Raw genomic sequence first — 23337 nt, 5'->3', positions numbered from 1 at the left:
GGTCAGCTGTCGTGCAACGCCTAGAGGGCTGCAACGGCATCGACTTGTGCGAAACGGGTTCGTCGTACACGGCGAAAGCGCATGCTTGGTTGATCATCGCGCTCATCCGTGCGCTGGGCCGGAGGAGACCTCATGCGTGCGTTTCCTGCCGTAGGGCTGGTTGCCCTCGCCGTCTGCATCACGTTCGGCGGAGTATCGTCGGCCGCAAGTGGAGGAAGAGCCGACGCGGCTGTGACGACTTGTGCGCCCACCTTGCCGAACCAGGATATGAACGGGGGCGGAGCTCCTCCCGATACCGACAACGGTGACCTCGTCGCGGGCGCATCGGGGGAGAACCACGCCGCGGGTGCGATCCATGTCTTCGCGGGCACTCCAGAAGGTCTCAATGCCGGTGACACTGCGAGCACGTACGAGGACCAGTGGATCAGCCAGGACACCCCCGGAGTCGCCGGCGGGTCTGAGCCGAACGACCGTTTCGGTGCGGCCGTGGTCACCGGCGATTTCAACGGTGACCGCTGCGCCGACGCCGCGGTAGGTGTCCCTGGCGAGGACGGCAACGCTGGTGCGGTCAACGTCTTCTACGGTGCTGACAACGCACGTCTTCTCGTCACCACCGGGAACAAGATGCTGCTGGAAGGAACCGCCTCGATCCCCGGTCCGCGCACGGTGGGGGAGCGTTTCGGTTCGGCGTTGGCGATCGGTGATCTCAATGACGACGGGATTACCGACCTGGCCATCGCCGCACCCAGTGATGTGGAGAGCGGTGTCGCCGCGGGTGCGGTGTTCATCGTCTACGGCAACACCGCCGGGCTGAACGCCGGACCAACCCATGCGGTGCGCCTGGCACAGTCGTCGCCGCTCATCCCGGGAGCTTCGGAGGCGTCGGACCGGTTCGGTGCCAGCCTGACGGTGGGCGACTTCGCCGGTGACGGGATCGACGACCTGGCGATCGGTATCCCCGGGGAGAACTCGAGCTCCGGCGGTGTGGTCGTCGTACCGGGCAGCCGCGGTGCCGCGCTGACCGGCGCCGGGTCGAGGTTCTGGTCCCAGAACACCGCCGGCATCGTCGGGGCTGCCGAACCCAATGACGGCTTCGGCAGCGCACTCGGTGCCGGTGCTGTCACCCCGGACGGGCGTGATGATCTGGTGGTCGGGATCCCGGGGGAGAACGGGAGCGGGGGCATCGCTGTGCTGTTCGGCTCCTCGACAGGCATCGGGCCCGTGGGGAACGAGTTCTGGTCGCAGAACACCGCGGGCGTGACCGGAACTGCCGAGGACGGGGACGAGTTCGGCGCCACCATCGCAGTAGGGCACCTCAACGCGTTCGCGACCGCCGAGGACGTAGTTGTCGGTGTCCCCGGTGACAGTGTCGGCGGTGTGACGGCGGCCGGGGCGGCGCAGGTGTTCTGGGGTCAACCCGGCGGACCCAGCGCCACCGGCGACGCAGAAGAACTCCTCAGCCAGGACACTCCCACAATGCTGGGAGCCGCAGAGACCGGCGACAAGTTCGGCGCCTCCCTAGCCATCGTGAACCTCGGAGGCCCAGATCACGCAGAACTTCTCATCGGAGCACCCGGCGAAACACTGAAGGGCGTCCAACATGCCGGCGCGTTCCACTACCTGCTGGCCGGTCCCAACAGCGATGGGATACTCAACGCCTTCTGGTCAGCCGGGACCTACGAGGTCAAGGGACCACTCGAACCAGACGGCGCCTTCGGCGCCGCACTCAACAACCCAGGCCGCCCCTGACCCGGCTCAACGGCAGGTAACGACGTAGGCCGGTTGAGAACTGGTGGGAGGGTAAGACAGTGAGTCGGTTCGTTGATGATATTCGTGCCGCTCGTCTTGCTGGTGCTCTGCCGGACCGCTTTAGGGCAGCGGATGTGCGCCGGGCGTGCCCAGGATGGGCGGAACCGACGTACAACGTCTTCCTCCCGAAGCACAGGAGGGGCAATCCCGGTGGCTACACGGCGTACTTCGAACAGCACAGCGATGGGTCTTATAGCTTGATCAAATAGCCCATCCTCACTGGAGAGGTGGTGAGGACCGCACGATGTACGAACACCTCGACAACGACCAGGTGCACCACGTGGGGATCCTGCAGGCAGCCATCGGTGCGGTAACCAATGGCTACAAGGTGGAGGTGATACCCGAGGACCGGCGGTTCCGGCTTGACGTCAACGGCCGCATGATGCAGGCCTTGGCGACCACCTTCCGGTCGACATGCCAGGTTGTCCCTGTGATTCGACAGTTGATCCGCGCGACATAACCGCCAGCTGAGTCGGTCCCCTTGTCACCGTCATGTGTGCACCGCGACCGCGGCGGGTTGGCGGCCACGTGGTTGTACGGGTACTACAAATCAGGTTCTCCGCGATCGCTCTCCGCGTCAGGCGGTGCGACGCCGACAGTTCACTGCCTACGACAAACACCGATGTACCACCGACCGGGACCGCGCATCGTGGCTGACTCCTGCAAGTGATGGTTGACGCCGAACGCAGGACATGATGACTCACGATTGATCATCTTGTCCGGCGAATCCGCAAACTGCCTCGTCATCGAGGGTCGGTCGGATCCCTTGCACAGAAGGGATCGCCCACCCGTTTCCCAGCCCCTGGCCGTTTGACGGTGGTTTGACGCGGGCTCCGAAATTTGATCTTGACGGCGGGTCACCTTGCTGCAAATCTCTTGGGCACGTCGCTTCTGCGACGCGACTGGGGGATTCTCATGCACTGCTCTCGGCGTACTCGTGTGCCCATCTGCTGCCGACTCCACGGCCCTTCCCGACGTCGACCGGGTGCTCACCAGGTGCGCTCATGACGGGGAACTGGGCGCCACTCCTGCGGGAGCTGCGGCTGTTCGTGTCACCGATCGCCGACGCGACCGACGTCACCGGCCTCGCGGCGCGGCTCGGTTGGGACCTCGACGCGGCGACCGGGCTTCCGATCACCAGGATCGAAGCGATGCTCGCGGCCGGGGCGGACGCCGCGGAAGAGTTGCTCGCGCTGCTGACCGCGCCGGAGTTCGAACTCGCCGACATCGCTTCGGCACTTCCGGTGGTGGGCCGAACTGTCGAGGCGGTCCGCGCCGTGGCCGCGGACTGGCGCCCCCCGGCGGGCCTGCCACTCGACCTGATGGAGAAGTTCGGCGACGACCTGCTCAACCATCTCGTCTCGACCTGGCTGGACCAACATCACCCGCGTGTCGCGGACGTGCTCGCGGTGACGGGACTCTACGTTCCCGCGCGGCTGGCGGCCGCGGAGGCGCCGATCATCACCTCCGGTGGCACGGTGATCCGCGGACCCGGCCCGCGCGGCCATCTCGACACCGCACTGCTCGAGGCGTTCCTCCGCGATCCGGTGCGCGCACTGCGCGATCGATACGACACGGCGTCGGCCGACCTCACCGCCCGGCTCGACAACATGGCGCGGTTGTTGCTGCCGATGCTCGCCGACTGGCTGCGCGGGCTGGGACTGGACGCGGCGAACGACCTGGCCGGCGAACTCGCCGCAGCACTCCCGGCCGACCAGTGTGCGCTGACCCACCGGATGCTCCGGGTGGGGGTGCCGGTGAGCCCATACCACCAAGGGGAAATCCTGCCCGTTGCCGACTCCTACACCGGCGGGGATCTGGGAGCCGGCGCCGTCTTCGTGCTGACCGGCGAGGACTTCGGCCGACTGGCTCTCGCGATCGAGGCGTTCGGCACCTGGTCGGGTAGCTGGCAGGTCGGCGCCTGGGATCTCGTCGCGGAGGTGGGAGTGCTCGCGCCGGGCCTGGTCGTTTCCGCCGAGGGTGCCCACCTCGCCGACGGGTCCGGTCAATCGGAGGTCCTCGTCCGGTTCAGCCTCACCAGGGTGGGAACGCCGAACACCTACGGACAGGTCGATGGTGGCGAGGTCGGCACCGGCGTCTCGGCGGCCGTCGCGCTGCCCGCGGAGAAAGGTACCCGGGTCGAGATCGGTGGTGCCGGACTGTCCGTCTCCCTGGTCGCGGGCCCGACCTCGACGGTGTTCGACGTGGCGGTGTCCTCCGGGCCGTCCGCGCTCGTGGTCGAACCCGGGGACGGCGACTCCTTCCTCGCGAAAGTACTTCCTGACAAGGGGATGCGGGTTCCCTTCGACGTCACCGTGGGATGGAACTCCGACAAGGGCCTCCGGGTCACCGGCAGCGCCGGGAGCGGAGGACACGGCGGCGGGCTGGCCGTGTCGCTCCCAGTGCACCTGAGTCTCGGGCCGTTGCAGGTCGACGTACTCGAGCTGGCGCTGCCGACGTCGCCGGACGGGTTCGCGGTCAGTGGTGCCGGCACGTTCCGGGTACGGCTGGGGCCGATCACCGCTGCTGTGCAGCGCACGGGCGTGGAGGCGTCCCTACGTTTTCCAGAGGGGGGCGGCAACCTAGGGCCGGCAGAACTCGCACTCGCGTTCAAGCCACCAGCCGGTATCGCCCTGGCGATCGAGGCGGGCCCGGTCGTCGGCGGCGGCTACCTCTTCTTCGACCCGGCGAAGGAGGAGTACGCCGGCGCGCTCCAGTTGGAGCTGGAGGGCATCGGTCTGAAGGCCGTCGGACTGCTCACCACCCGGATGCCCGACGGGTCGGAGGGCTTCTCGCTGCTCGTCATCGTCGCCGCGGAGTTCACGCCGATCCAGCTCGGTTTCGGGTTCACCCTCAACGGTGTCGGCGGCCTGCTCGGCATCAACCGGTCGGTCGCTGTGGAAGTCCTACGGGCGGGCATCCGCACCGGTGCGCTGGACTCGGTCCTGTTTCCCGCCGACCCGGTGGCCCGAGCCACCGAGATCGTCGCCACTCTCGGCACGGTCTTCCCGCCGACGCCGAACCGGCACGTGGTCGGGCCGATGGCGCGGATCGGGTGGGGTACGCCGACCCTGCTCACGCTCGACATCGGGCTCCTGCTGGAGCTTCCCAGCCCCGTCCGGCTCGCGCTCCTCGGGCGGCTGCGGATGGCGCTGCCCACCGAAGAGGCCGCGGTGGTCGTCATCAACATGGACGTCCTCGGGCTGATCGACTTCGACCGTGGCGAGGCGTCGGTGGACGCCACGTTGTACGACTCGCGGATCGCGGCGTTCGCGTTGAGCGGCGACATGGCGATGCGGGCCCGGTGGCTCGACCGGCCGACGTTCGCGCTGTCGGCGGGCGGGTTCAACCCGCGTTTCCAGCCACCGCCCGGCTTCCCTGCCCTGCGTCGGCTCACGCTGTCGCTGATGACCGGCGACAACCCGCGGATCCGGCTGGAGTCGTACCTCGCGCTCACCTCGAACACTGTGCAATTCGGCGCCCGGCTGGAGCTCTACGCGGCCGCGCTCGGCTTCAGCGTGGAGGGGATGCTGTACTTCGACGCCCTGGTACAACTGGACCCGTTCGGCTTCATCGCCGACATGGGGGGCGCACTCGCGCTCAAACGGGGCGACACCACCCTGATGGCGGTCCGAGTCGACGTCACCCTGTCCGGGCCGAGCCCGTGGCACGCGCGTGGCCGGGCCACGTTCGAGATCCTCTTCTTCAGCGGGGAGATCTCCTTCGACCAGCGGTTCGGGCAGCCCGCACCGGCGGTCGCATCCGCCCCCGTCGACGTCGCCGGGCGAGTGGAGGCGGCGCTGGCGGACAGCCGGAACTGGACGGCGCAGCTGCCTGGCGCGGGTCGTTCGGTCGTGTCCTTGCGGCAGGTGGCGGCCCCGGACGGGACGCTGCTGGCGCACCCGCTCGGCGGCCTCTCGGTCACCCAGCGCGTCGCACCGCTTGGGCTGGCCCTGGAGCGGTTCGGCGCAGCGCCGGTGACCGACCACCGGCCTCTGCGGATCGAGAGCGTCCGTATCGACGACGGTGAGCCGCTGGATTCTGAGGGTAGGTCCGAGCACTTCGCGGTGGCGCAGTTCCTCGACCTGAGCGACGACGAGAAGCTCTCGCGACCGTCGTTCCAGCTCTTCGACGCCGGGCGGGCGGTGACCGCGGACCTGACCGACCGGGACCACGGCGGCCTGATCGAGGCGCCGCCCGCGTACGAGGAGAAGGTCGTGGTCGGTGCGTCGGGCCCGGCCGTCGCGTCGGCGAACGACCGGGACGGACTGCGCGCGGCCACGGCAGAGATGGCACCGGCGGAGATGGCACCGGCGGAGATGGCAGCAACAGCCCGCTCGTCAGCGGTCGCCGCACGCCGGGAGCGAACAGCCCTGCTGGCTCGCGTAGGTGTGGGCCCGGCTGCCCGGGCCGGCACCCGCACGACCGGACGCGGCCGCTTCGCGGAGCCGAAGCGCCGGCTGGCCGTCCACGACACGGGTGCGAGCAGAACAACGACGGACGGCACCGGGGCGGAAGACCCGCGGATGGCCGGCCGCCGCCGGGCCCGGGCCGCCCAGCAGGAACAGATGACGGGGGCGAACGCATGAGCGGTCTGACATTTCTATCGTGGGTACGCGAGGGACTCGGGGCCAGCGGTTCGGGTACCGATCCGCTGATCGGCTCGCTACCGGCGCGGGGAACGGTGACGGTGAAGGTCCGGATCAACGACCGGCCCGAGGTGGAGGTGCCGACCCGGCTCTACGGGCCGGGGGACGTCGCCGGCATCGACCCGCGGCAGGTACTGCGGACCGACCCGCCGGCCGGTACCGACGGGTTCGAGCCGCACCTGTTCGCCCAGGTGGAGTTCGACCGGCCGGACCTGCCGTGGATGTTCAGCCCCGCCGCGCCTACCGGCGAGGAACGGCTGCGTCCGTGGCTGGTGATGGTCGTGGTCGAAGCCGACCGCGCCACCGTCGTACCCGACCCGAACGGCGGACTTCCGCGACTCGTCTGCGCGCCGGAGGACCTGCCCGACCTGTCGGAGTCGTGGGCCTGGGCGCACGCGCAGGTGGTCACCGACGGGAACCTGGACGACGCTACCGTCGACGGCCTGCTCGCCGAAGCACCGGAACGAACGCTGTCCCGGCTGGTGTGCCCCAAGCGGCTCGACTCCCACGTCGCCTATGTCGCCGCGGTGGTGCCCGCCTTCGAGGCCGGCCGGCTCGCCGGTCTCGGCGAACCCGTCGAGGGACCCGACGCTACCGAACTCCGCCCCGCCTGGCCGCCGGTGTCCGCGCAGGCGGGCTGGGCGCTTCCGGCGTACCACCACTGGACGTTCGTCACCGGCGAACGCGGCGACTTCGAGTCGCTGGTCGGGCGGCTCGTGCCGCGCGCCCTACCCGGGAAGATCGGTGTGCGGGAACTCGACGCAGGCTCCGCGGGTTCGGGGCTGCCGGAGTTGCCCGCAGACGATTCCCACCGCGTAGTGGATTTCGAGGGTCCGCTGCGATCCGTGGGCACCCGGCCGCGGACGTGGGACGAGAACACCCGGCGCGCGTTCGAATCGGCGTACGACCGTGTGCTGGCCACCGCGCCGGACCGGCTCTCCCCGCCGAGCTACGGGGACCAGCTGGCGGGTCGTTCTGGCGTACCCGGCGACGGAGAGCCGCCCCTGTGGCTGCGCGACCTGAACGTCGACCCACGGCACCGTGCCGCCGCCGCGCTCGGTGCGGAGGTCGTCCGCCGCCACCAGGAGGATCTCGTAGCGGCGGCGTGGGACCAGGCGGCGGAGGTCAGGCAGGCGAACGAGGCACTGCGCCAGGGACAACTGGCCCGCGAACTCAGTGACAGCATCTACCGGCGTCGGCTGGGCGTCACCGCGAACCCCGCCGATGGGCTGGACGACCCTCACCTGCTTCAGGTCGCCGCTCCCGCCCGGCACGACGTCGTGGTCGGCGACGCGACCGTCGGGGACGAGCTGACCGGCAACCGGGAGGCCGAGGCCGCGGTGTCGCCGGCATTCCGTCGGCTCAGCCGCCCCGGCGGTCCGGTCGACCGGCGTAAGTCCGGCGAGTCCGGCGACCTCGGGACCACCGCTCTGCAGGCGCTCGCCAGCCGGGACGTGACCGCGACTCCGGCGCTGCGTACGCCACCGGGGCTGCTGGGGTTCGAGGACTTCTCCGACAGCGAGACGTTCGACCATCTGCGCGGGGAACGCCTGACGCCGCGGTGGTGGGAGCAGGATCCGCAGCTGCCGCGCGACGAGCCGGGCGCCTACTCGCCGCCGCTGAGCCGGGTCGGCGCGCCGATGGGCGGGCGAGTCTTCGTCGTCACAGTCGACGGCCGGCTGATGTCGCGGGTGGAGAACGACGTGCACGTCGGCTGGGTGGACCACGGCCGGCCGCCGGACGCCGCCATCAACTCGGACCCGGTGGGCATCCGCGACCTGCACGCGTTCGTGACCGGTGGCAACGGTGCCCTCTACGAGTGCGGCTGGGACGGCGAACGCTGGGGCTGGATCTCCCACGGCACACCGCCGGGCACCACGATCGGCTGGGCATTCGGCCTCGCCACCAGCGCGTGGGACTCCCGTCCTCTGAGCGGGGGACTGGCGCAGACCGGGACGTTCGACAGCGTGTGGTGCGTCGGCGCCAACGGTGTGCTGTACGAGCGCAAGGTCGGCGGCGGTGGTTCGGTCTGGGTGACCCACGGCACGCCGCCGGGCACCCTGTGCCAGAGCGGCCCGTCCGTGCTCAGCTGGTGGCGGCTCGCCGTCGCCGACTCCGAGGGACGGCTACAGGAGTACCGCAACTCCGGCAACGGCTGGGTGTGGACGAGCCACGGCAAGCCGTCGACGTACGTCCGGGTCACCGGCAGGATCGCCGAAGTCGGCACCTACCTCGCCGCGATGGCCACCGACGGGAAGCTCTACCTGACGATGCGGGTCATCCTGATGGGGGACCTGTGGCTCGCGCAGTCGCCGCCGCAGCCCGCCGGGGCGCTCCTCGGACGGGCACCCGACGGTTCTCTGCTGGTCAAGTCCACCGCGCAGACCGTCATGGCGCTGGCCGCGGGTGGGAGCTGGCAGACACCGAGCGGGCCGCCGCCGACCGACCCCGCCTGGGGTATGCAGGCGGTCATAGCCGGCGCCGACGTGTACGGCGTCGGCCAGTCCAGGCTGGTACGTCTGCTCCGCGGCGGCGCACCCACCTGGCAGGACCTCGGCCAGCCCGTGTTCGGCGGGCGCGGCCACCCCGACGCCACTCCGTCCGCGCACATCCGGTGGCGGCCGCGGCTCGGCTTCATGTCCAACCTCGTGATCGGGCACGTCGACAACCCCGGCGGAGTCAACCCGGCGTACGTGCGGTTCGGGCGCGACGTCGGCTTCGACGGCGAGGTACGCGGCGGGTGGGAGCTGAGGCCCGCGCTGCCCTACCGCGTCGGCGACCCCACACAGGGTTTCGCGCTGGCGGTCGCCGACCTCGACGGAAACTCCGGACGCCCGGACCTGCTGCAGTTCTGGATCGAGGAAATCCCGGGTTACGGCAACTTCGGAAAGTGGCGGATCGGCCGCAACCTCGACGCCGACGGTAACCCCGCCTACTGGACCGACGAACGCCGGATGCCGACGCCGATGTCGACGTTCTACGGCTCCAGTGGCGCGCTGAGCATCAGCTACCGCGTCGAGAACGGCACGGCCACCCTTGCCGACCTCGACGGTGACGGGCGGCAGGAACTCGTCGTCGTCTACGTCAGCGGTGCGCCGGCCGACCGCCGGCTGTACCTGCGGATCGGCTGGCGCATCAACCCCGACTCCGGTGCGGCCGAGGGCGGATGGTCGGAGTCGGTGGAGGTGCCCTGGGAAACCCGTACCGCCGCGACCGCGCCGCCGGTCGTCGGCATGGGGGTGTCCGTCGACGACCTCAACGGTGACCTTCGCCCAGAACTCACGGTCCTGCTAATGGAACAGGTCGGCGGGGCGGTGCGTGCGTCGTACCGGATCGGCTGGCAGTTGAACGCCCGCGGCAAAGTGACCGGCGGCTGGAGTCCGATCAAACAGATCCCCGGCAGCTTCGGGGCGAGCGTCGCCGGCGCGGGCATCGCGGTCGCCGACGTCAGCGGCACCGCCCAGCCGGACCTCGTGGTCTTCCACCTGGAGAACCCCGAGATGGACAACCGCGCGTACTACCGGATCGGCTGGGACTGCAACGCGGCCGGTGACCCGGCGCGGTGGGGGCCGGCCACTCCGATCCACGCCGGCGGTTGGTTCGGGTGGGAGAACCAGGGGGGAAGCATCGCCATCGCCGACCTGGACAACGCCCTGCTCGGACAGAAGCGGGAGATGGCAACCCGGTTCCGCACCGCCACGTTGGCGAACCTCACCGCGGTGCATCGGGCGCAGGAGGTCGCCGCCGCCGACGACGAACAGGCCCTGGCGCTCGGCCGGATCGCCGGTGACGTCCGGCAGGCCCTCGTTCCCGACCTCACGGTGACCGCCCGGGTCACCTCCCGGCTCACGGGCATCGACCTCGCGGACGCGGAGCTGACCGACCCGCTCGGCCAGCTGCTGGTGCCGCCGCGGTTCGGTCAACCGATGTCGGAGCTGCTCGCCGAGTTGGGGCAGGAGCACCTGCTGCCCGGGGCCGGGAACGTCCCGCTGGACACGGTCACATTGCTGCGGGCCAACCCGGCGTTCGTGGAGGCGTTCCTGGTGGGCGCCAATCACGAGCTCGGCCGTGAACTGCTGTGGAGGGAGTTCCCGACCGACCGGAGGGCGACCGCCTTCCGGGAGTTCTGGGACTCCCGCGGCGCTGACGGGACCACGGGGGACACTGCGGACATCCCGCCGGTCGCGCAGTGGCCGGGGTCCGCGCACCTCGGTCAGGTGGCGACGACCGGCGCCGGCAACGGTGCCGTCCTGCTCGTCCGTGGCGAGGTCGTACGCCGGTTCCCTTCGCTCGGCCTGCACGCTCGTCGAGCGCTGCCGCCTGCGGTGCCCGGCGGCCCCGTCCGCCTCGGCAGTGAACGCCAGGAGCCGGCCTTTCAGGGAATGCTGGAACCCGACATCCTCTTCGTCGGTTTTCCCTTCACCGTCGAGCAGGCGCGTGGCGGCGCCGGCGACCCGGGCTGGTTCTTCGTCTTCGAGGAACAACCCAGTGCTCCGAGGTTCGGCATGGACGTCCCTCCGGACAAGGATCCCGGCTACGGCACCGCGCCGGCCACCTGGCGCGACCTCAGCTGGGCCGCGGTCGCAGGCGACCAGCAGGCACTCGATCACCTCGGACACGTGCCGGTGCTGCACGCACCGTTCGGCATGCCCGAACGCCCGCTGGCGACCGACTCCGAGGCGCCGTCGGTGACGTGGGGCCACAACTCGGCCCACATGGCGCACATCCACCTGCAGCAGCCGGTGCGGGTGGCCTACCACGCGACCGCTCTGCTGCCGCCCGGCGTGGGCGACGGGTGGCGAATCACGCACGTGCGTAGGCGCACCGCCGGTGATCCACAGACGCGGATACGCGCGGTCGCGGGTCGCTACCCCGACGGCACATGGTGGCGGGCGAGCGTGGACGAGGTGGTGGCCGCCATCGCTCGCCGTGAACGGTTCTACGTCGAGGAACCCACCGGAGATCCGGTCGACGTGGTGGTTTCGCACACCCACCTCGGCCGCTCCTACCTCCGGACCCGCGCCGACGGCGACGCGCCCAACAACCTCCTTTCCCTCCCACCGATCCCGGCGGACATCTCATGAGCGATCCTGGCGCCACCAACCTCTGGACCCTCTCGACCGCCTGGCCGGTGCTGTTGTTGCCGGTGCGTCTCGAGACCAGGTTCACCCCGACCCAGTTGCTGCTCCGGGTGTATCCGGACGACCTGCACGTCGACAGCCACGAACGCGACCTCACCGCCGACGAGGCGGACTGGGCGCGCCGCTACTGGACCACGGTGTGGACGGCCGGTGCCGACACCGGTGTGGAGGACGCCGGCTGGGCGGAACTCGCCACGCGGTTCGGCGCGGAGCGGGCGGCCTGGATCGCCCGGGTGACCGAGCCGACGAACCCCGGCGACCGGCCCGCGCCCGGCACCGACCCGAGCCTAGCGCCGCCGCCGGCCATCCCGGACGTGTCCCTGCGGACCACGACCTGGACACGGCGGGCCACGGCCGGGTGCCTGCCGTCTCGCTGGTACGTCGTCGCCTATCCACTCGGCCCGGCCGAACCGGTCGTTCGGGTGGTCGGCGGGGACATCCCGGCGAGTCTCGCCGTCGGACCCGATCCGAACCCGGCACCCGACCCTGCCTCGGACTCGACCACCACCTCGACCACGACCGCGGCCACTGAGCCCGGTGTGGATCCGCGTACGCAACCGCCGGTTGACGACGCGATCCGCTGGCTCGTCGACTTCGACCAAGCCGAGGCCGTGGGCATGGGCATCCGGTTGCCCCGGCCGGCGGGTGGGTACGCCCGCATCTTCGTGTACGGCGTGCGCGAGGACGCGACGGACCCCGCCACGGGACGACCGGTGGCGTCCACCCAGGCGCTCGCGGACCTGATCACCGCGCAGTACCACACCCGCGGCCTGGGATACGTACCGCCCGGTGCCGCGACCAACAACACCGAGACGACCTCGTCCGCGTACAGCCGCAACGATCCCGCCCACGCGGCGGCGTACCAGGTGCGTTTGTCCGTAGAGCAACCCGATCGGGACGACCGGGGCGACACCAACTCGCACGTACTCGCCGCCGCTTTGGGACTCGACCTGACGGAGCCGCCCGTTCCGCCGGAGGGGGAACCCGGAACGCCTCCGCCGCCCGCGCCACGGCCGGGCAGCGCCACGCCGCTGCGTCGTGTGCGTGGCGGCGACGGCACCGACGACGTCACCGCCAGAGCGATGGTCACCGCGCTGTGGGGAACGACCTGGGGGTACTTCCTCAGCCAACTGACCGCCGGGCGGTTCTCCGAAGCCGCCGTGCGTGGGGCGCGGGAGCACGCGATGGACTACTTGCGGCCCAACGGCCCGGTGCCCGCGCTGCGGATCGGGTCCCAGCCCTACGGCATCCTGCCCGTCCTGCCGTTACGGCGCTGGGCCGACGTGGAGGGAAGCGCGCTCGGACGGCGTCGCATGGACCCGGCCGTGGTCGGGTTCCTGGGCCGGGTGCGGCAGTTGGTCTTCGAGCCTGCCGTGGCCGACACCCAGGCGGTGCCGAGGATCAGGCCGGACGACACCCGACCGGACCTGACCCTCGTGCGGCTGCTGGCGATGTCGCCGCTGGCTCGCCGGCTGTTCGGCCGCAACGCGCTCGGGGCGGAGTACGTCGCCTACCTGTGGCGGTTCGCAGAACTCGAGCTGCGGCAGGAGTGGCGGACCGAACTCGCCGTCGGCGCCGCCGCCCTGGGACAGCGGCTCGGGCTCACTCCGTTCGACGTCCGGGTGACGCAGCTCGTCCATGCCCGCGAGTCGTTCCCGCTCGACCTGCCGTGGGTACGTGCAGACGGCGCCGAGCCGTCGGCGTACCTGCGCAACCTCACCGCGGCCGTCCGCACGGCGGAGTGGCTGCGTGACGCGGTCGACGTGGTTGCACCGGAGCGCACGCCGCTGCTGTACCGGCTGCTGCGCCAGTCGCTGCTCGCGGAGTACGTCATCGCCGCCGACCGCATTCTCGGCACGCCACTCGCGGAGCGGGCGGAGGCCGAACTCGTCGACGTCGTCCCTGGCACCGACACGCCGACCGCGTGGCGCAGGCTGCAGCGTCAGCGGCCCGGCTCGACTCAGGCCGTCGGGGCGTACCTCGCCGGACAGGAGTCCACCCGCGACGTCGGCGCAGCCGACCTGTGGGAGGCGCGCTCGGCGATCACCGCGCTGGTGAACGTCCCGGCACGCGATCTCGAACGAACGATGGCGCAGACTCTCGACGCCGCATCGCACCGCCTGGACGCCTGGATCACCTCGCTGGCCACCAAACGGCTGGCCTGGCTACGCCGACCCGCCGGCGGACAGCCGACCGGGGTGCACGTGGGCGGTTTCGGCTGGGTGACCGACGTACGCCCTCGTCCCACCCGGCCGGCCGTTCCGGCGGACGAACTGCCGCCGAACGAGCCCGGACCGCTCACCCGGATTCCAGACTCGCCCGGATTCGTGCACGCGCCCTCGCTGGCGCAAGCCACCACCGCGGCGGTCCTTCGCTCGGGGCACCGTGCCCACGGAGAGGACCCCACCGGGCCGCTCGCGGTCTCCCTGCCTTCGGACCGGGTACGCACCGCAGCCTGGATCCTCGACGGCGTACGCCAGGGCCAGCCGCTCGGCACCCTGCTGGGTTACCGGTTCGAACGCGCCGTCCAGGACCACCCGCTGCCGGCACTGGCGGCCCACATCGATCGCTTCCGGGCGGTCGCGCCGCTGCGGGGATCGGCGCTCGACCCTGAGGGTCAGGTCAGCGAAGCCATCACCACGACGTCGGTCGTCGACGGCTTGGCGTTGCACCGGCTTCGCAAGGCGGGCCGCCTGGACCTGGTCCGCGACGTCGGCGTACCCGCGAACCAGACCGACCAGATCGCCGCACTCGCCCAGGTGCTCGACGACCTGGACGACGCGGTCGATTCCGTGGCGGACGCGCTGCTGGTCGAAGGCGTACATCAGGCGGTCCTCGGTAACCCGCTGCGAGCGGGGGCAACATTGGACGCGCTCGGCCGCGGTGAGGCGCCGCCACCCGAACTGGAGTCGGTTCGTACGCCGCGGACCGGTGTCGCGCTGACCCACCGAGTCGTGACCGTCCTGCCCGCCGGGTCGTGCGCGGACCCAACCCGGTGGCCGGTCGACGCTACCGCGCAGGCACGCGCTGTCGCCTCCCCGGAGGCCGACGCGTGGATGTCCAGCCTGCTGCCGGCATCGACGCGTGTCCGCGTCCGAGTGCGCGTGGACGCCGGGGCGGGTGACGGGGGGAGTGAGGCGGTGAGCATCGTGGAGTTCTCGCTGAGTGAACTCGACCTTTCCGCCCTCGACGTGGCCGCGCTCTCGGTCGGAGCCGGCGCACCGGCCGGGTGCGACCTCGAACGCCTGCTGCTGCTCCGTGCCGCGGACCGAGCGGACGTTCCGGACGGAGCTCGACTCACCCTGTTCGCCGATCGGGCACCGGAGTGGGGGAGTGACGTTCTCGGGCTGCCGGAACTGCTCGAGGCCGCCACGGCCGCACGTGATCTGGTGAGTTCGGCTCGGCCGCTGGCCGTCGCGGACCTCGACCTGCCGGAGTCCGTCGCCTCTGCCGGCGGGCAGGCCGAGGAGAGCGAGGCCGTCGACGAGTTCGCCACCCGGGCGGACGCTGTCCGGGCAGTCACCGACACCGCGCTCGCAGCACTGCGCGTCCCCGGACAGCGACGGGATGGCCTGCGACGCGCGGCTCTGCTCGGCATCCCCGGGGTGCTGCCGGCGCCGTGGGCAGCAGATGCCGAGCTAGCCGCCCTCGCGTCCTCGGCCACCACCGAACTGGGCCGCCGGATCCAACAAGCTGACATCGCGGAGTCCGGTCGGGACATCCTGTCCGCTCTGATCGGTCGGCAGGTGCCCCTGCTCGGTAGTTTCACCCCGCCCAACGGCGTGGCGCTCGAACAGGTGCTCGCCCGCAGCGCCGAACTCCAGGGCGGCGACCCGACGGCGGCCGCAGCCTGGCTCACCTCGGTCGGCCGCGTCCGCCGAGGCGTCGACCGGCTGGTCACCAGCGTCGGCTATGCGGAGGCGCTGGGCGCCGGCGACACTCTTGACCTGCGTGTCGCCCAACTGCCGTACGCACAGGGTGACCGTTGGCTCGGCCTTCGGTTCGAGGGGCCGCGTGTGGCAGGAAGCCGTGTCTCTCTGCTCGTGCACGCACCGCTCGCTGACCCGTGGTCCGGCCGGGTGAGCATGGATTCCGGTCTCACCGGGTTCGTCGTGGACGAGTGGGCAGAGGTCCTTCCGGCCGCAGCGGAGACCACCGGCATCGCACTGAGCGTGGACAGCCCGAACGCCGCGCCGCCGAACACGATGCTGTTGGCCGTACCACCGGACGGACGGCCCACCTGGGATCCGGACATCCTCGGGGAGACGGTCGAGGAGGCGCTTGCCCTGGCCCAGCTGCGGGCTGTCGACCTGGAGGCCCTGCATCCCACCAACCCCGACGCCCTCACCGACGTCGGACAACTCCTGCCCGCGGCCGTACTCCCGATGAACGTGGTCGGCACCGACGCGACCGCGACCGACTTCTCCCGCACATTGGCGAGGTGACCCATGTCGTCCATCACCACCTGGACCCGGATCGAGCCACGGGCCCGTGCCGGCGACATGCGGCCGGCGCTGGAGGCGCAGGTACACGACCCGCTGTGGACGCTGGCGCGACAGTGGCAGTTCGGGGAGTTCCTCGGCGACGACGCCGGGTCGCCCGTCTGGGTCCGAGTCCGCGCCACCTCCGACCGCGTAACCAGGTTCCGTCCCGGTGCCGACCTCGTCGCCGAGGACTACGACGGCGCCACACCGCTGGAGGTCCTGGTCGAGCGGGAGGAACCCGCACCGGATCTGCGTGCAGCCGCCGAAGCCGGGCAGCACTTCCTGCGTATGCTAGCCGCCGCCGGGTTGACGGGCGCGGTGGCCGACGCCATCGTGGCCGCGTACCCGTTGCGGGCGGACGAGGCGCCGGTCGGCCCGCTCGTCGACGCTTCCGCCCGTCGTTACCTGGCGGTGGTCTCAGGTCGCGTCCCCGACGGAGCCGCCCTGGCGGACGCGCTGGGAGTGACGCTGCCGGACGGCCTGCCCGAGTGGGGGCTGCAGGGCGCGGATGCCGAGACCGCCCGGCAGGTCGCGGTGCGCTGGCTCGGGTGGGCGAAGTCCCGGCTGTCGACCGTGCCGCCGGAGCGGTCCGCGTGGAAGCCCGCTCGCATGGAGTACGAGTTCGCCGTTGGCGCAGACCGCGGCGGGCAGCAGATCACCCTCGGCGCACCCGCGTACGACGGGGGGCGCCTGGACTGGCACTCGTTCGTCGTCGACGACAAGGCAACCCCGCTGCAGGCGCCGGCCGACCGAACAGAACTCGTCCGCACTGTCCTGCCGGCGCCGGCGTTCTTCGCCGGGATGCCCTCTCGGCGTTACTGGGAGTTCGAGGACGCCCGAGTGAACTTCGGTGGGATCGAGACCGCGCCGGAGGATCTCGCCCGCATGCTGCTGGTTGAGTTCGCCACGGTGTACGCCAACGACTGGTACGTCGTGCCCGTCGACGTTCCGGTCGGCTCGCTGACGAGCGTCACCTCTGTCGTTGTCGCGGACACCTTCGGCGAGCAGTGCCTGGTGTCCGGCCAGGGCGATGGCAGGGGCGACGCCGGATGGTCACTGTTCCAGCTCAGCGCCTCGGGAGGAGTTGCGGCGGAGTCGGGCCTGTTCGTCGCGCCGGTGCTCGCCCAGACGCTCGAGAGCGACCCGTTGGAGGAGGTCGCGTTCGCCCGTGACGAGGGCGCGAACCAGGCATGGGCGATCGAACGCAAAGTCACCAACGCCGTCGGTCGCACCCTCGATCGGGCCGAAGCCGCGGCTGCCCGCACCTTCGACGGAACCGGCGGAACCGCTGTCATCGGCAGTGACGGCACCGACCCGGCAAGGCTGCCCTACCGGCTGATGACCGACGTACCCGAGCACTGGATCCCGCTGCTGCCGGTGGAGGTACGGCCGGGCGCCAACCACCTGCGACGCGCCACCCTCAGTCGCACCGGGCGGGACGGCCAACCGGTCCCGCTGAACCCGCTCGGCCGGCTGCTGCGACCGGGCGAACCGCTCGAACTGCCCGAGGAGGAGGTGCCGTCCGAGGGGGCCGTGGTCACCCGCACCACGCAGTACGCCAGATGGGTCGGCGGGGAGTCCTACTTCTGGGTCGGCCGCGGCAAGCGGGCCGGACGCGGGCAGAGTTCCAGCGGCCTGCGCTTCGACACCATCGACTGACGTTGCCGTACACGGACCAAGACTGTGTAGGCACCGCGCCGTACACGAGTGACACCTGGGGGAACGCATGGGGACGGTAGCTTCGGCGGCTGGCCTGGCGGCGACGATGCGGCTGCGCCGCCGGCACCGGGAAGCGTGGCAGGACGGACCGGCGGTTGGCTCGGAGGAGGTGAAGGCCTACACAGCTCGGCTGGCGGACTATCTCGTCTGGATCGACCGTATGGAAGGAAACTCGCCCACCCGCGAGGACTTCCGACGGAACGTCCTCAATCTCCGGCGGCTGGCCTACAGCAGGTTCACCAAGGGGGCCGGCGCGAAGTTCGACGTTCTGTTCGACACCGAAAAACTGGCCGCGCCGCTCACCACCAAGGACGTGTCGGCGACGACACTCGACCGCCTCTACTCGACCGGCAACATCATGACGGGGTCGCCGTTCGCCCCCTATTCCGGGTTCGAGCAAGCGCCGGTTGACACCAGTCACCTGTTCGTCGGAATCGACTTCGCGTTCAACCGGCGCGAGCTCAACACCTGGCGGATGGTCGCGACGATGCTGGACCCCTCTCTGGGTGAGATGTTCGACACCGGTATCCAGGGGCTCGTCACCTGGGTGGGTGACCTCGCCTCATGGTTCGTCGAGTGGAACTCCGAGCGCATCAAGGCGGAGGCGGCCGGTACGCCGTGGACTGCGGCGCAGAGCGAGGAACACCGCAAGTCGGTGCTGGTGCGGAAGATGTCGCTGCAGGACCTGCTCAGCGATCTCGACGCGCAGGTACTCGCCGCACACGCGGTGGGCACTCCGAGCATCGCCAGCGTGGGCGCACTCCTGCGCGGGTACTACCTCGACCCGCCGGTGGCGGGAACGCCCCACGTCACCACGCGGTTCGCGTCGTTCGTGAAGGCCGCCCAACCACCCATCCCGCACACCGAGTCCGGCTCCACGGTCACGCTGGACGCCAAGGCCGCGGAGTCGGTGGCCAAGGCCCTCACCCTGGTCGCCTGGTTGTTCCTGGTCATCGAACGCCGTGGCACGAAGGGAATCAAAGGAGCCGCCGAGTCGGCACTCGCGGACGTGACCGCCCAGGCGGCTGTGATCCGGTCGATGGCCGACGACTTCGTCGCGTTCCTCACCGCCGCGCTCACCGGAGGAGTGCCCTCCTGGCCGAGCGACCACCTCTACGCCCTGGAGACGAGATACGGCGGCTTCTACCTCCAGCCCGGTGACTCCGATGCCACGAAGAAGTACGGCGGTGCCGTCCGGGCCGGAGATCCGGGCAGCCACGTGGAGAAGCTGCACGACGACCTGGTCCTCGTCGGCTTCACCTGCCTTCCGGCCAAGGGAACCGCCGCGTACCGCGAGTACGGGCGATCCACGCAGTGGGCCGTTCGGCACCTCCAGGGGTACGCCGGCACCGAGGGAGTGGCCGGCGTACTGGAGCCGCTCACCGGCCCGCACGCAGCCGACCCGTTGTTCCATCTGCACAACCCACGCAGGTACTGGGGGCCGGTGCACGGCCTGCTCGACCCGGAGACCGCCACGGTGCTTGCCCGATGGGTGACCGAGACGACCGCCCGCCGAGGTACGGCTCCCGGTGTCACCGAGCGGGTCAAGGTCGCCGACCGGATGCACTGTCCGGTGGTGATGGAGTCATGGAAGTGGAACACCGCCAGTGCGCCGACGACGTTCGTCAAGGACCGGATCTGGTTACGGGACGATCCGGCCGTCGGGGACGCCGTCTGGGCGCGAGACGCCTCGATGTACTACGACATCCCCGCCAACCGCGTGGTCGCTCCCGTCGACGGCGTGGCGGCCGGTTCGATGGCGAGTGTCCCGGACATGGGGCAGGGCCCGATCAGCCGCTCGTACAAGCCGAACTCCCTGTGGTCGCCGGACACCCGCGTCGACCCGGCGCGGCTCACTGGTGCGGCGATCGATCCCGCGACCAACGTGGCGCGTGCCAGCACCTACCGCGTCGTCGCAGCGGTCGCAGCGCTGGAGTGCGGGTCGTACCTGGACTCGATGAACGGCTGGGACAGCGCGGTGGTCTCGCTCGGCGTGGCGCACTGGACCATCTGGCCGGCGCACCACACGGGGGAGTTGTTCGCCCTGCTGGCGTACCTGCGAATGAAGTACCCGGCGGTCTACGAACGCTATCTCGGCGTCTTCGGCGTCTATCCCGCCTACCCGTGGCCGCAGACCTGGCCCAACCCGATGTGGGACACGGGCGCGCGGAAGTACGTCTGTGCGCCGGTGCTCTACGGCCTGCCCGGAAGTGGCGGGAGCTACCAGCGCGATATCGCCGTGCCCGTCACCGAGGCGGACGACTTCGAACGCTTCCGGGACTGGCACTGGTGGTACCGCTTCCTGATGATGTGCCGGAACAGCCCGGAGCTCTGGCGGTGTGAATGGGACATGGCCCGCACCCGAATCCGGGACATCCTTCGCACGCCGTGGGCGAAAGCCATGGGGACGAACGTACCCACCGTTCCCGACGGCAGTGGTGGAACCCGTCCTGCGACCTTCGGCGACGTCTTCACCTGCGAGCACGCGGTCGCGCTCGTGTACCGCTACCACGTGAACTTCCCGAACCCGATCATCTCCTCAGGCCGGGCCGGAACCAAGATGGCCGACACCATCGCGGGCGCGAACCTCGCCAGCATGGACACCACGACCTGGGGTGACGCGGAGCAGACGAAGATCGTCGCCGCACTCCGTGTGAACTATCCAGCCAGTTTCGCCGACGTCGGCACCGCCTGGGACCACTGGAGCGATCCGGCGCTCGGTGCCGACGGAAGCCTCCGGGAAGGCCACGGGTCGTTCGTTCTGGACGACACGGACCTTCCGCTGCCGATGTCCTGACCGATCCTCCCTCTTCCGCACCACACTTCACCGCAAGTTCGTTCGCCGCAAGCTCGTTCATCGCAAGCTCTTTCATCTCAGGAGTCCGCGCCATGGCCCGTTATCCGCACGCCGACTGGGATCCGCTCCCGGAGGCAAACAGCCAGCCCCGCATCCGACCGTGGGGCGTCGTCCTGCACACGGCGGTCTCGAACGCCAAGAACATCAAGAATGTCTGGCTGCAGTCGTCGGTCGAGAGTCACTTCTACGTCGCCGAGGACGGCAACGTCATGCAGTACGTCGACACCGAACGCGTCGCCCACTGCCAGTTGGACGGCAACTACTTCGGTGGCGGCAAAGGCCACATCAGCATCGAGACCTGGGACGGCGCCGGCCGGGTCTGGGACGGCAAGGACGTTCGCAAGGTCCCTCGATGGAACGACCACCAGATCGCCGCGATGGCGAACCTGCTCGTCTGGCTGAGAGACACCCATGGCGTGCCCCTGGTGAAACTGCCTGAGATCTTCGGCCGCGGCATCGGTTGGCACGCGCAGTACACCAGTTCCAAGCCTCCGCGGTTCAACCAGCACCATGCGTGCCCGGCGCCCGCACGCATCGCCCAGGTCGGTGCCGTCATAAGCGCCGCCGTCGGGGAGAAGCCGCCCAGGCCACCCCGTCCGGCGGGGTCGGCCGTAAGTCTGGCCGCGGTCGCCAAGGCGGCGAAGCTGGACCCGAAGCGACCGCAGGGTGCGGCCACGCCGGGCGCGGCGGACGACGTACGAATCGTGGAGCGGGCGCTCGCGGCCGAGGGGCTGCTGTCGTTGCAGTACGCGAGTGACGGTTCGTTCGGCACCCGCACCGTCGACGCCTACGCTCGGTGGCAGCGGCGCTGCGGATACTCCGGGGCCGACGCCGACGGAGTTCCCGGATCGGAGAGCCTGAAGAAACTGGGAGACAAGCATGGATTTCGCGTCGTTGCCTGAACGGTTGGAACTGCGGCGGGTGGGCCGGTTCGTCGACTCGACCCGGCTGGCTCGTGAGCCGCTGCTGGCCCGGGCCGCGGTGGCCGGCTCGGTCACCGCACTGGCGGCCCTTGCGGGCGTGAGAAGCGGAGCCGTCGGAGCACGCGACCGCCGGGTCCTGGGCGTCGCCAGTGTGCTGGCGCCGGCCGTCGTCTGGACCTGGGCGGTCACCTCGGCGCGAGCGAAGATCACGCCCGTCGACAGGCCGGCGGACCACGCCGGCAACCGACTCGTTCCGGAAGGTCTGCGCCACGATGTCGAGGACTCCGACGAACTCCTCGAGCCTGCGGACGTGTCCGAGTCGTCCGCAGGTACGGCTCCGAACTGAACTGACGCTGTGTGGGTGGCGGTCCTGACCGCCACCCACACAGCTCGCCGGCGAGGACGGTCAGGAAACAGTGGCGCGGACCGTCGCGGTCAAGCTGTATCCGCCGACTTCGACCCGAAGAATCCGTTCCGATCGAACTGGTGGAGTATCAGGTGTCCACGTCACATTGATTGCACGAGCGTCGCCCGGCCCTAGGGGCCCATTGTCGGTCCACGTGACCGTGAACTCGGGGTCGCCGTTGATCTTGAGCCCCGCCGACTTCAGATCGAAGGTGTCCTGAGTGTTGTTGAACAAGGTGACGCTGCCGCTCACCGAACCTCCTACTGCGGCTTCGGCCTGAAGGAGGAGGATGCCGGGAACGAGAGCCAGTCTCTGCGTGGCTGCTTTCTCACCGGGGCCGAGCAAGACGTCGACGACCCTCTTCACCAGTTCACGAAATGTCTCTTCGCGGTAGCCGACGACGAAAGCGATGACGAACAGGACAGCGGTCCCGCCGGGGGTGTAGTTCTCATCGGACGCCGGGATAACGTCTGGGGCGATCCCCTTCAGAACGAAGAGCAAAACCAAGACGGCCACCGAGCCGGTGATCATGCCGAGGATCGGTCTTGCGAGATGCCAGTAGGCAAACCCAAGACCGTCCCATTCGCGACTGTGGCTGACCACGCCGACGACGCTGATCGTCGAGCCTCCCAGCGCCCCGGCCCATGGAACCCAGAGGGGAACGACATGGTCCCAGCTGTAGGAAGGCGGGGCCGCCTTGCCTCTCGTGGCGGCCACCATCAGGGCCACCAAGGCCGTGATCCACGCTACTTGGTAGACGAGGAAGACCAGGGGCGACCATCGGGTTGGTCCGAGGCTGTAAATTACGCTTCTTACGGCCTTGCGGAAAGGTCGACGCTGTGCGTCCATCGGCCGCCTCCTTGTTGCCGCGAGTGTGCCGGCCATCCCTGCCCCGAGCACGACGCCGGCGCCACCTCCGGGTCGTGCACACAAGATGATCTCGTGCCCGAGGCCTGTCAACGCCGCTCCTTCTTGTGCTGCCTCGACCTGCATCGCACGGTGGACTTGGCAAGCGGTCATTGGTGACTTGTGGCGAAACGGGTTCGTCGCGCACGGCGGGAGCACACGCTTGGTTGATCACGCGCGTTCTGCCACGCGAACTGCGCTGGAGGGAGACCTCATGCGTGCGTGGCCGCGGTGCAACTACCTCGGTGGCAGAGCAGGCCCCGACGGCCCGCGCTCCTACGACTCACGCAATGACGGGCTCGACAGGTCCACGTGCATGCAGCAAGGTCGTACAGAGCTCGACGGCGCCAGTGTCCGATGAAAGGCAGGCCCACGCATCGCACATTCCTGAGCGTGACACCCGTACGACATTCATGGCGCACGCAGGGTTGGTCCCGAGCAAC

General features: G+C 70.1%; 10 protein-coding genes. 9 read left to right on the top strand and 1 reads right to left on the bottom strand.

Annotation, left to right across the window (positions count from 1 at the left end):
• Window positions 1–267: 267 nt before the first annotated feature.
• The 9 genes from FHR37_RS13150 to FHR37_RS13110 all read left to right on the top strand — a co-directional run bounded on the left by FHR37_RS13150 (window position 268) and on the right by FHR37_RS13110 (window position 21928).
• The gene (locus FHR37_RS13150) at window positions 268–1749 is read left to right on the top strand and encodes an FG-GAP repeat protein (RefSeq protein WP_175542835.1); all 1482 of its coding nucleotides are present in this window, start codon (window positions 268–270) and stop codon (window positions 1747–1749) included.
• Window positions 1750–2053: 304 nt separating this feature from the next.
• Entirely contained in the window at window positions 2054–2269 is a 216-nt protein-coding gene (locus FHR37_RS13145; RefSeq protein WP_092890102.1) for a hypothetical protein, read from the top strand.
• Window positions 2270–2813: 544 nt separating this feature from the next.
• On the top strand, window positions 2814–6398 hold the full coding sequence (locus tag FHR37_RS13140; protein ID WP_092890105.1) for a DUF6603 domain-containing protein: 3585 nt from the start codon (window positions 2814–2816) through the stop codon (window positions 6396–6398).
• Window positions 6395–11542 carry a DUF3892 domain-containing protein gene (locus tag FHR37_RS13135; protein ID WP_139239238.1) on the top strand — a complete coding sequence of 1716 codons (5148 nt, stop codon included), beginning with the start codon at window positions 6395–6397 and terminating at the stop codon, window positions 11540–11542. The genes FHR37_RS13140 and FHR37_RS13135 overlap by 4 nt, the downstream gene beginning before the upstream one ends.
• On the top strand, window positions 11539–16044 hold the full coding sequence (locus FHR37_RS13130; protein ID WP_092890108.1) for a hypothetical protein: 4506 nt from the start codon (window positions 11539–11541) through the stop codon (window positions 16042–16044). Before FHR37_RS13135 ends, FHR37_RS13130 begins: the two co-directional genes overlap by 4 nt.
• A 3-nt stretch (window positions 16045–16047) precedes the next feature.
• Complete coding sequence (locus FHR37_RS13125; RefSeq protein WP_092890111.1) at window positions 16048–17742, top strand: hypothetical protein; 1695 nt, start codon at window positions 16048–16050, stop codon at window positions 17740–17742.
• Between the two features lie 67 nt (window positions 17743–17809).
• The gene (locus FHR37_RS13120; protein WP_139239239.1) at window positions 17810–20599 is read left to right on the top strand and encodes a hypothetical protein; all 2790 of its coding nucleotides are present in this window, start codon (window positions 17810–17812) and stop codon (window positions 20597–20599) included.
• A 92-nt stretch (window positions 20600–20691) separates the two neighbouring features.
• Window positions 20692–21561, top strand: coding sequence for a peptidoglycan recognition protein family protein (locus tag FHR37_RS13115; RefSeq protein WP_092890116.1), 870 nt, complete (start codon window positions 20692–20694; stop codon window positions 21559–21561).
• A complete protein-coding gene (locus FHR37_RS13110; RefSeq protein ID WP_139239240.1) occupies window positions 21554–21928 on the top strand; it encodes a hypothetical protein in 375 nt (124 codons plus the stop codon). Before FHR37_RS13115 ends, FHR37_RS13110 begins: the two co-directional genes overlap by 8 nt.
• Before the next feature lie 60 nt (window positions 21929–21988).
• On the opposite strand, the gene FHR37_RS13105 is transcribed toward FHR37_RS13110, so the two are convergent.
• A complete protein-coding gene (locus tag FHR37_RS13105; protein ID WP_139239241.1) occupies window positions 21989–22837 on the bottom strand; it encodes a hypothetical protein in 849 nt (282 codons plus the stop codon).
• Between the last annotated feature and the right edge of the window lie 500 nt (window positions 22838–23337).

This window comes from Actinopolymorpha cephalotaxi (genome assembly GCF_013408535.1).
Classification (GTDB): Bacteria; Actinomycetota; Actinomycetes; order Propionibacteriales; family Actinopolymorphaceae; genus Actinopolymorpha; species Actinopolymorpha cephalotaxi.
This window is presented reverse-complemented; position numbering and strand designations above follow the sequence as displayed.

Bases quoted from the DNA above. Each gene is read 5' to 3' on its own strand.
- FHR37_RS13150 (WP_175542835.1), top strand. From the start codon at position 268: ATGAACGGGGGCGGAGCTCCTCCCGATACCGACAACGGTGACCTCGTC.
- FHR37_RS13145 (WP_092890102.1), top strand. From the start codon at position 2,054: ATGTACGAACACCTCGACAACGACCAGGTGCACCACGTGGGGATCCTG.
- FHR37_RS13140 (WP_092890105.1), top strand. From the start codon at position 2,814: ATGACGGGGAACTGGGCGCCACTCCTGCGGGAGCTGCGGCTGTTCGTG.
- FHR37_RS13135 (WP_139239238.1), top strand. From the start codon at position 6,395: ATGAGCGGTCTGACATTTCTATCGTGGGTACGCGAGGGACTCGGGGCC.
- FHR37_RS13130 (WP_092890108.1), top strand. From the start codon at position 11,539: ATGAGCGATCCTGGCGCCACCAACCTCTGGACCCTCTCGACCGCCTGG.
- FHR37_RS13125 (WP_092890111.1), top strand. From the start codon at position 16,048: ATGTCGTCCATCACCACCTGGACCCGGATCGAGCCACGGGCCCGTGCC.
- FHR37_RS13120 (WP_139239239.1), top strand. From the start codon at position 17,810: ATGGGGACGGTAGCTTCGGCGGCTGGCCTGGCGGCGACGATGCGGCTG.
- FHR37_RS13115 (WP_092890116.1), top strand. From the start codon at position 20,692: ATGGCCCGTTATCCGCACGCCGACTGGGATCCGCTCCCGGAGGCAAAC.
- FHR37_RS13105 (WP_139239241.1), bottom strand. From the start codon at position 22,837: ATGGACGCACAGCGTCGACCTTTCCGCAAGGCCGTAAGAAGCGTAATT.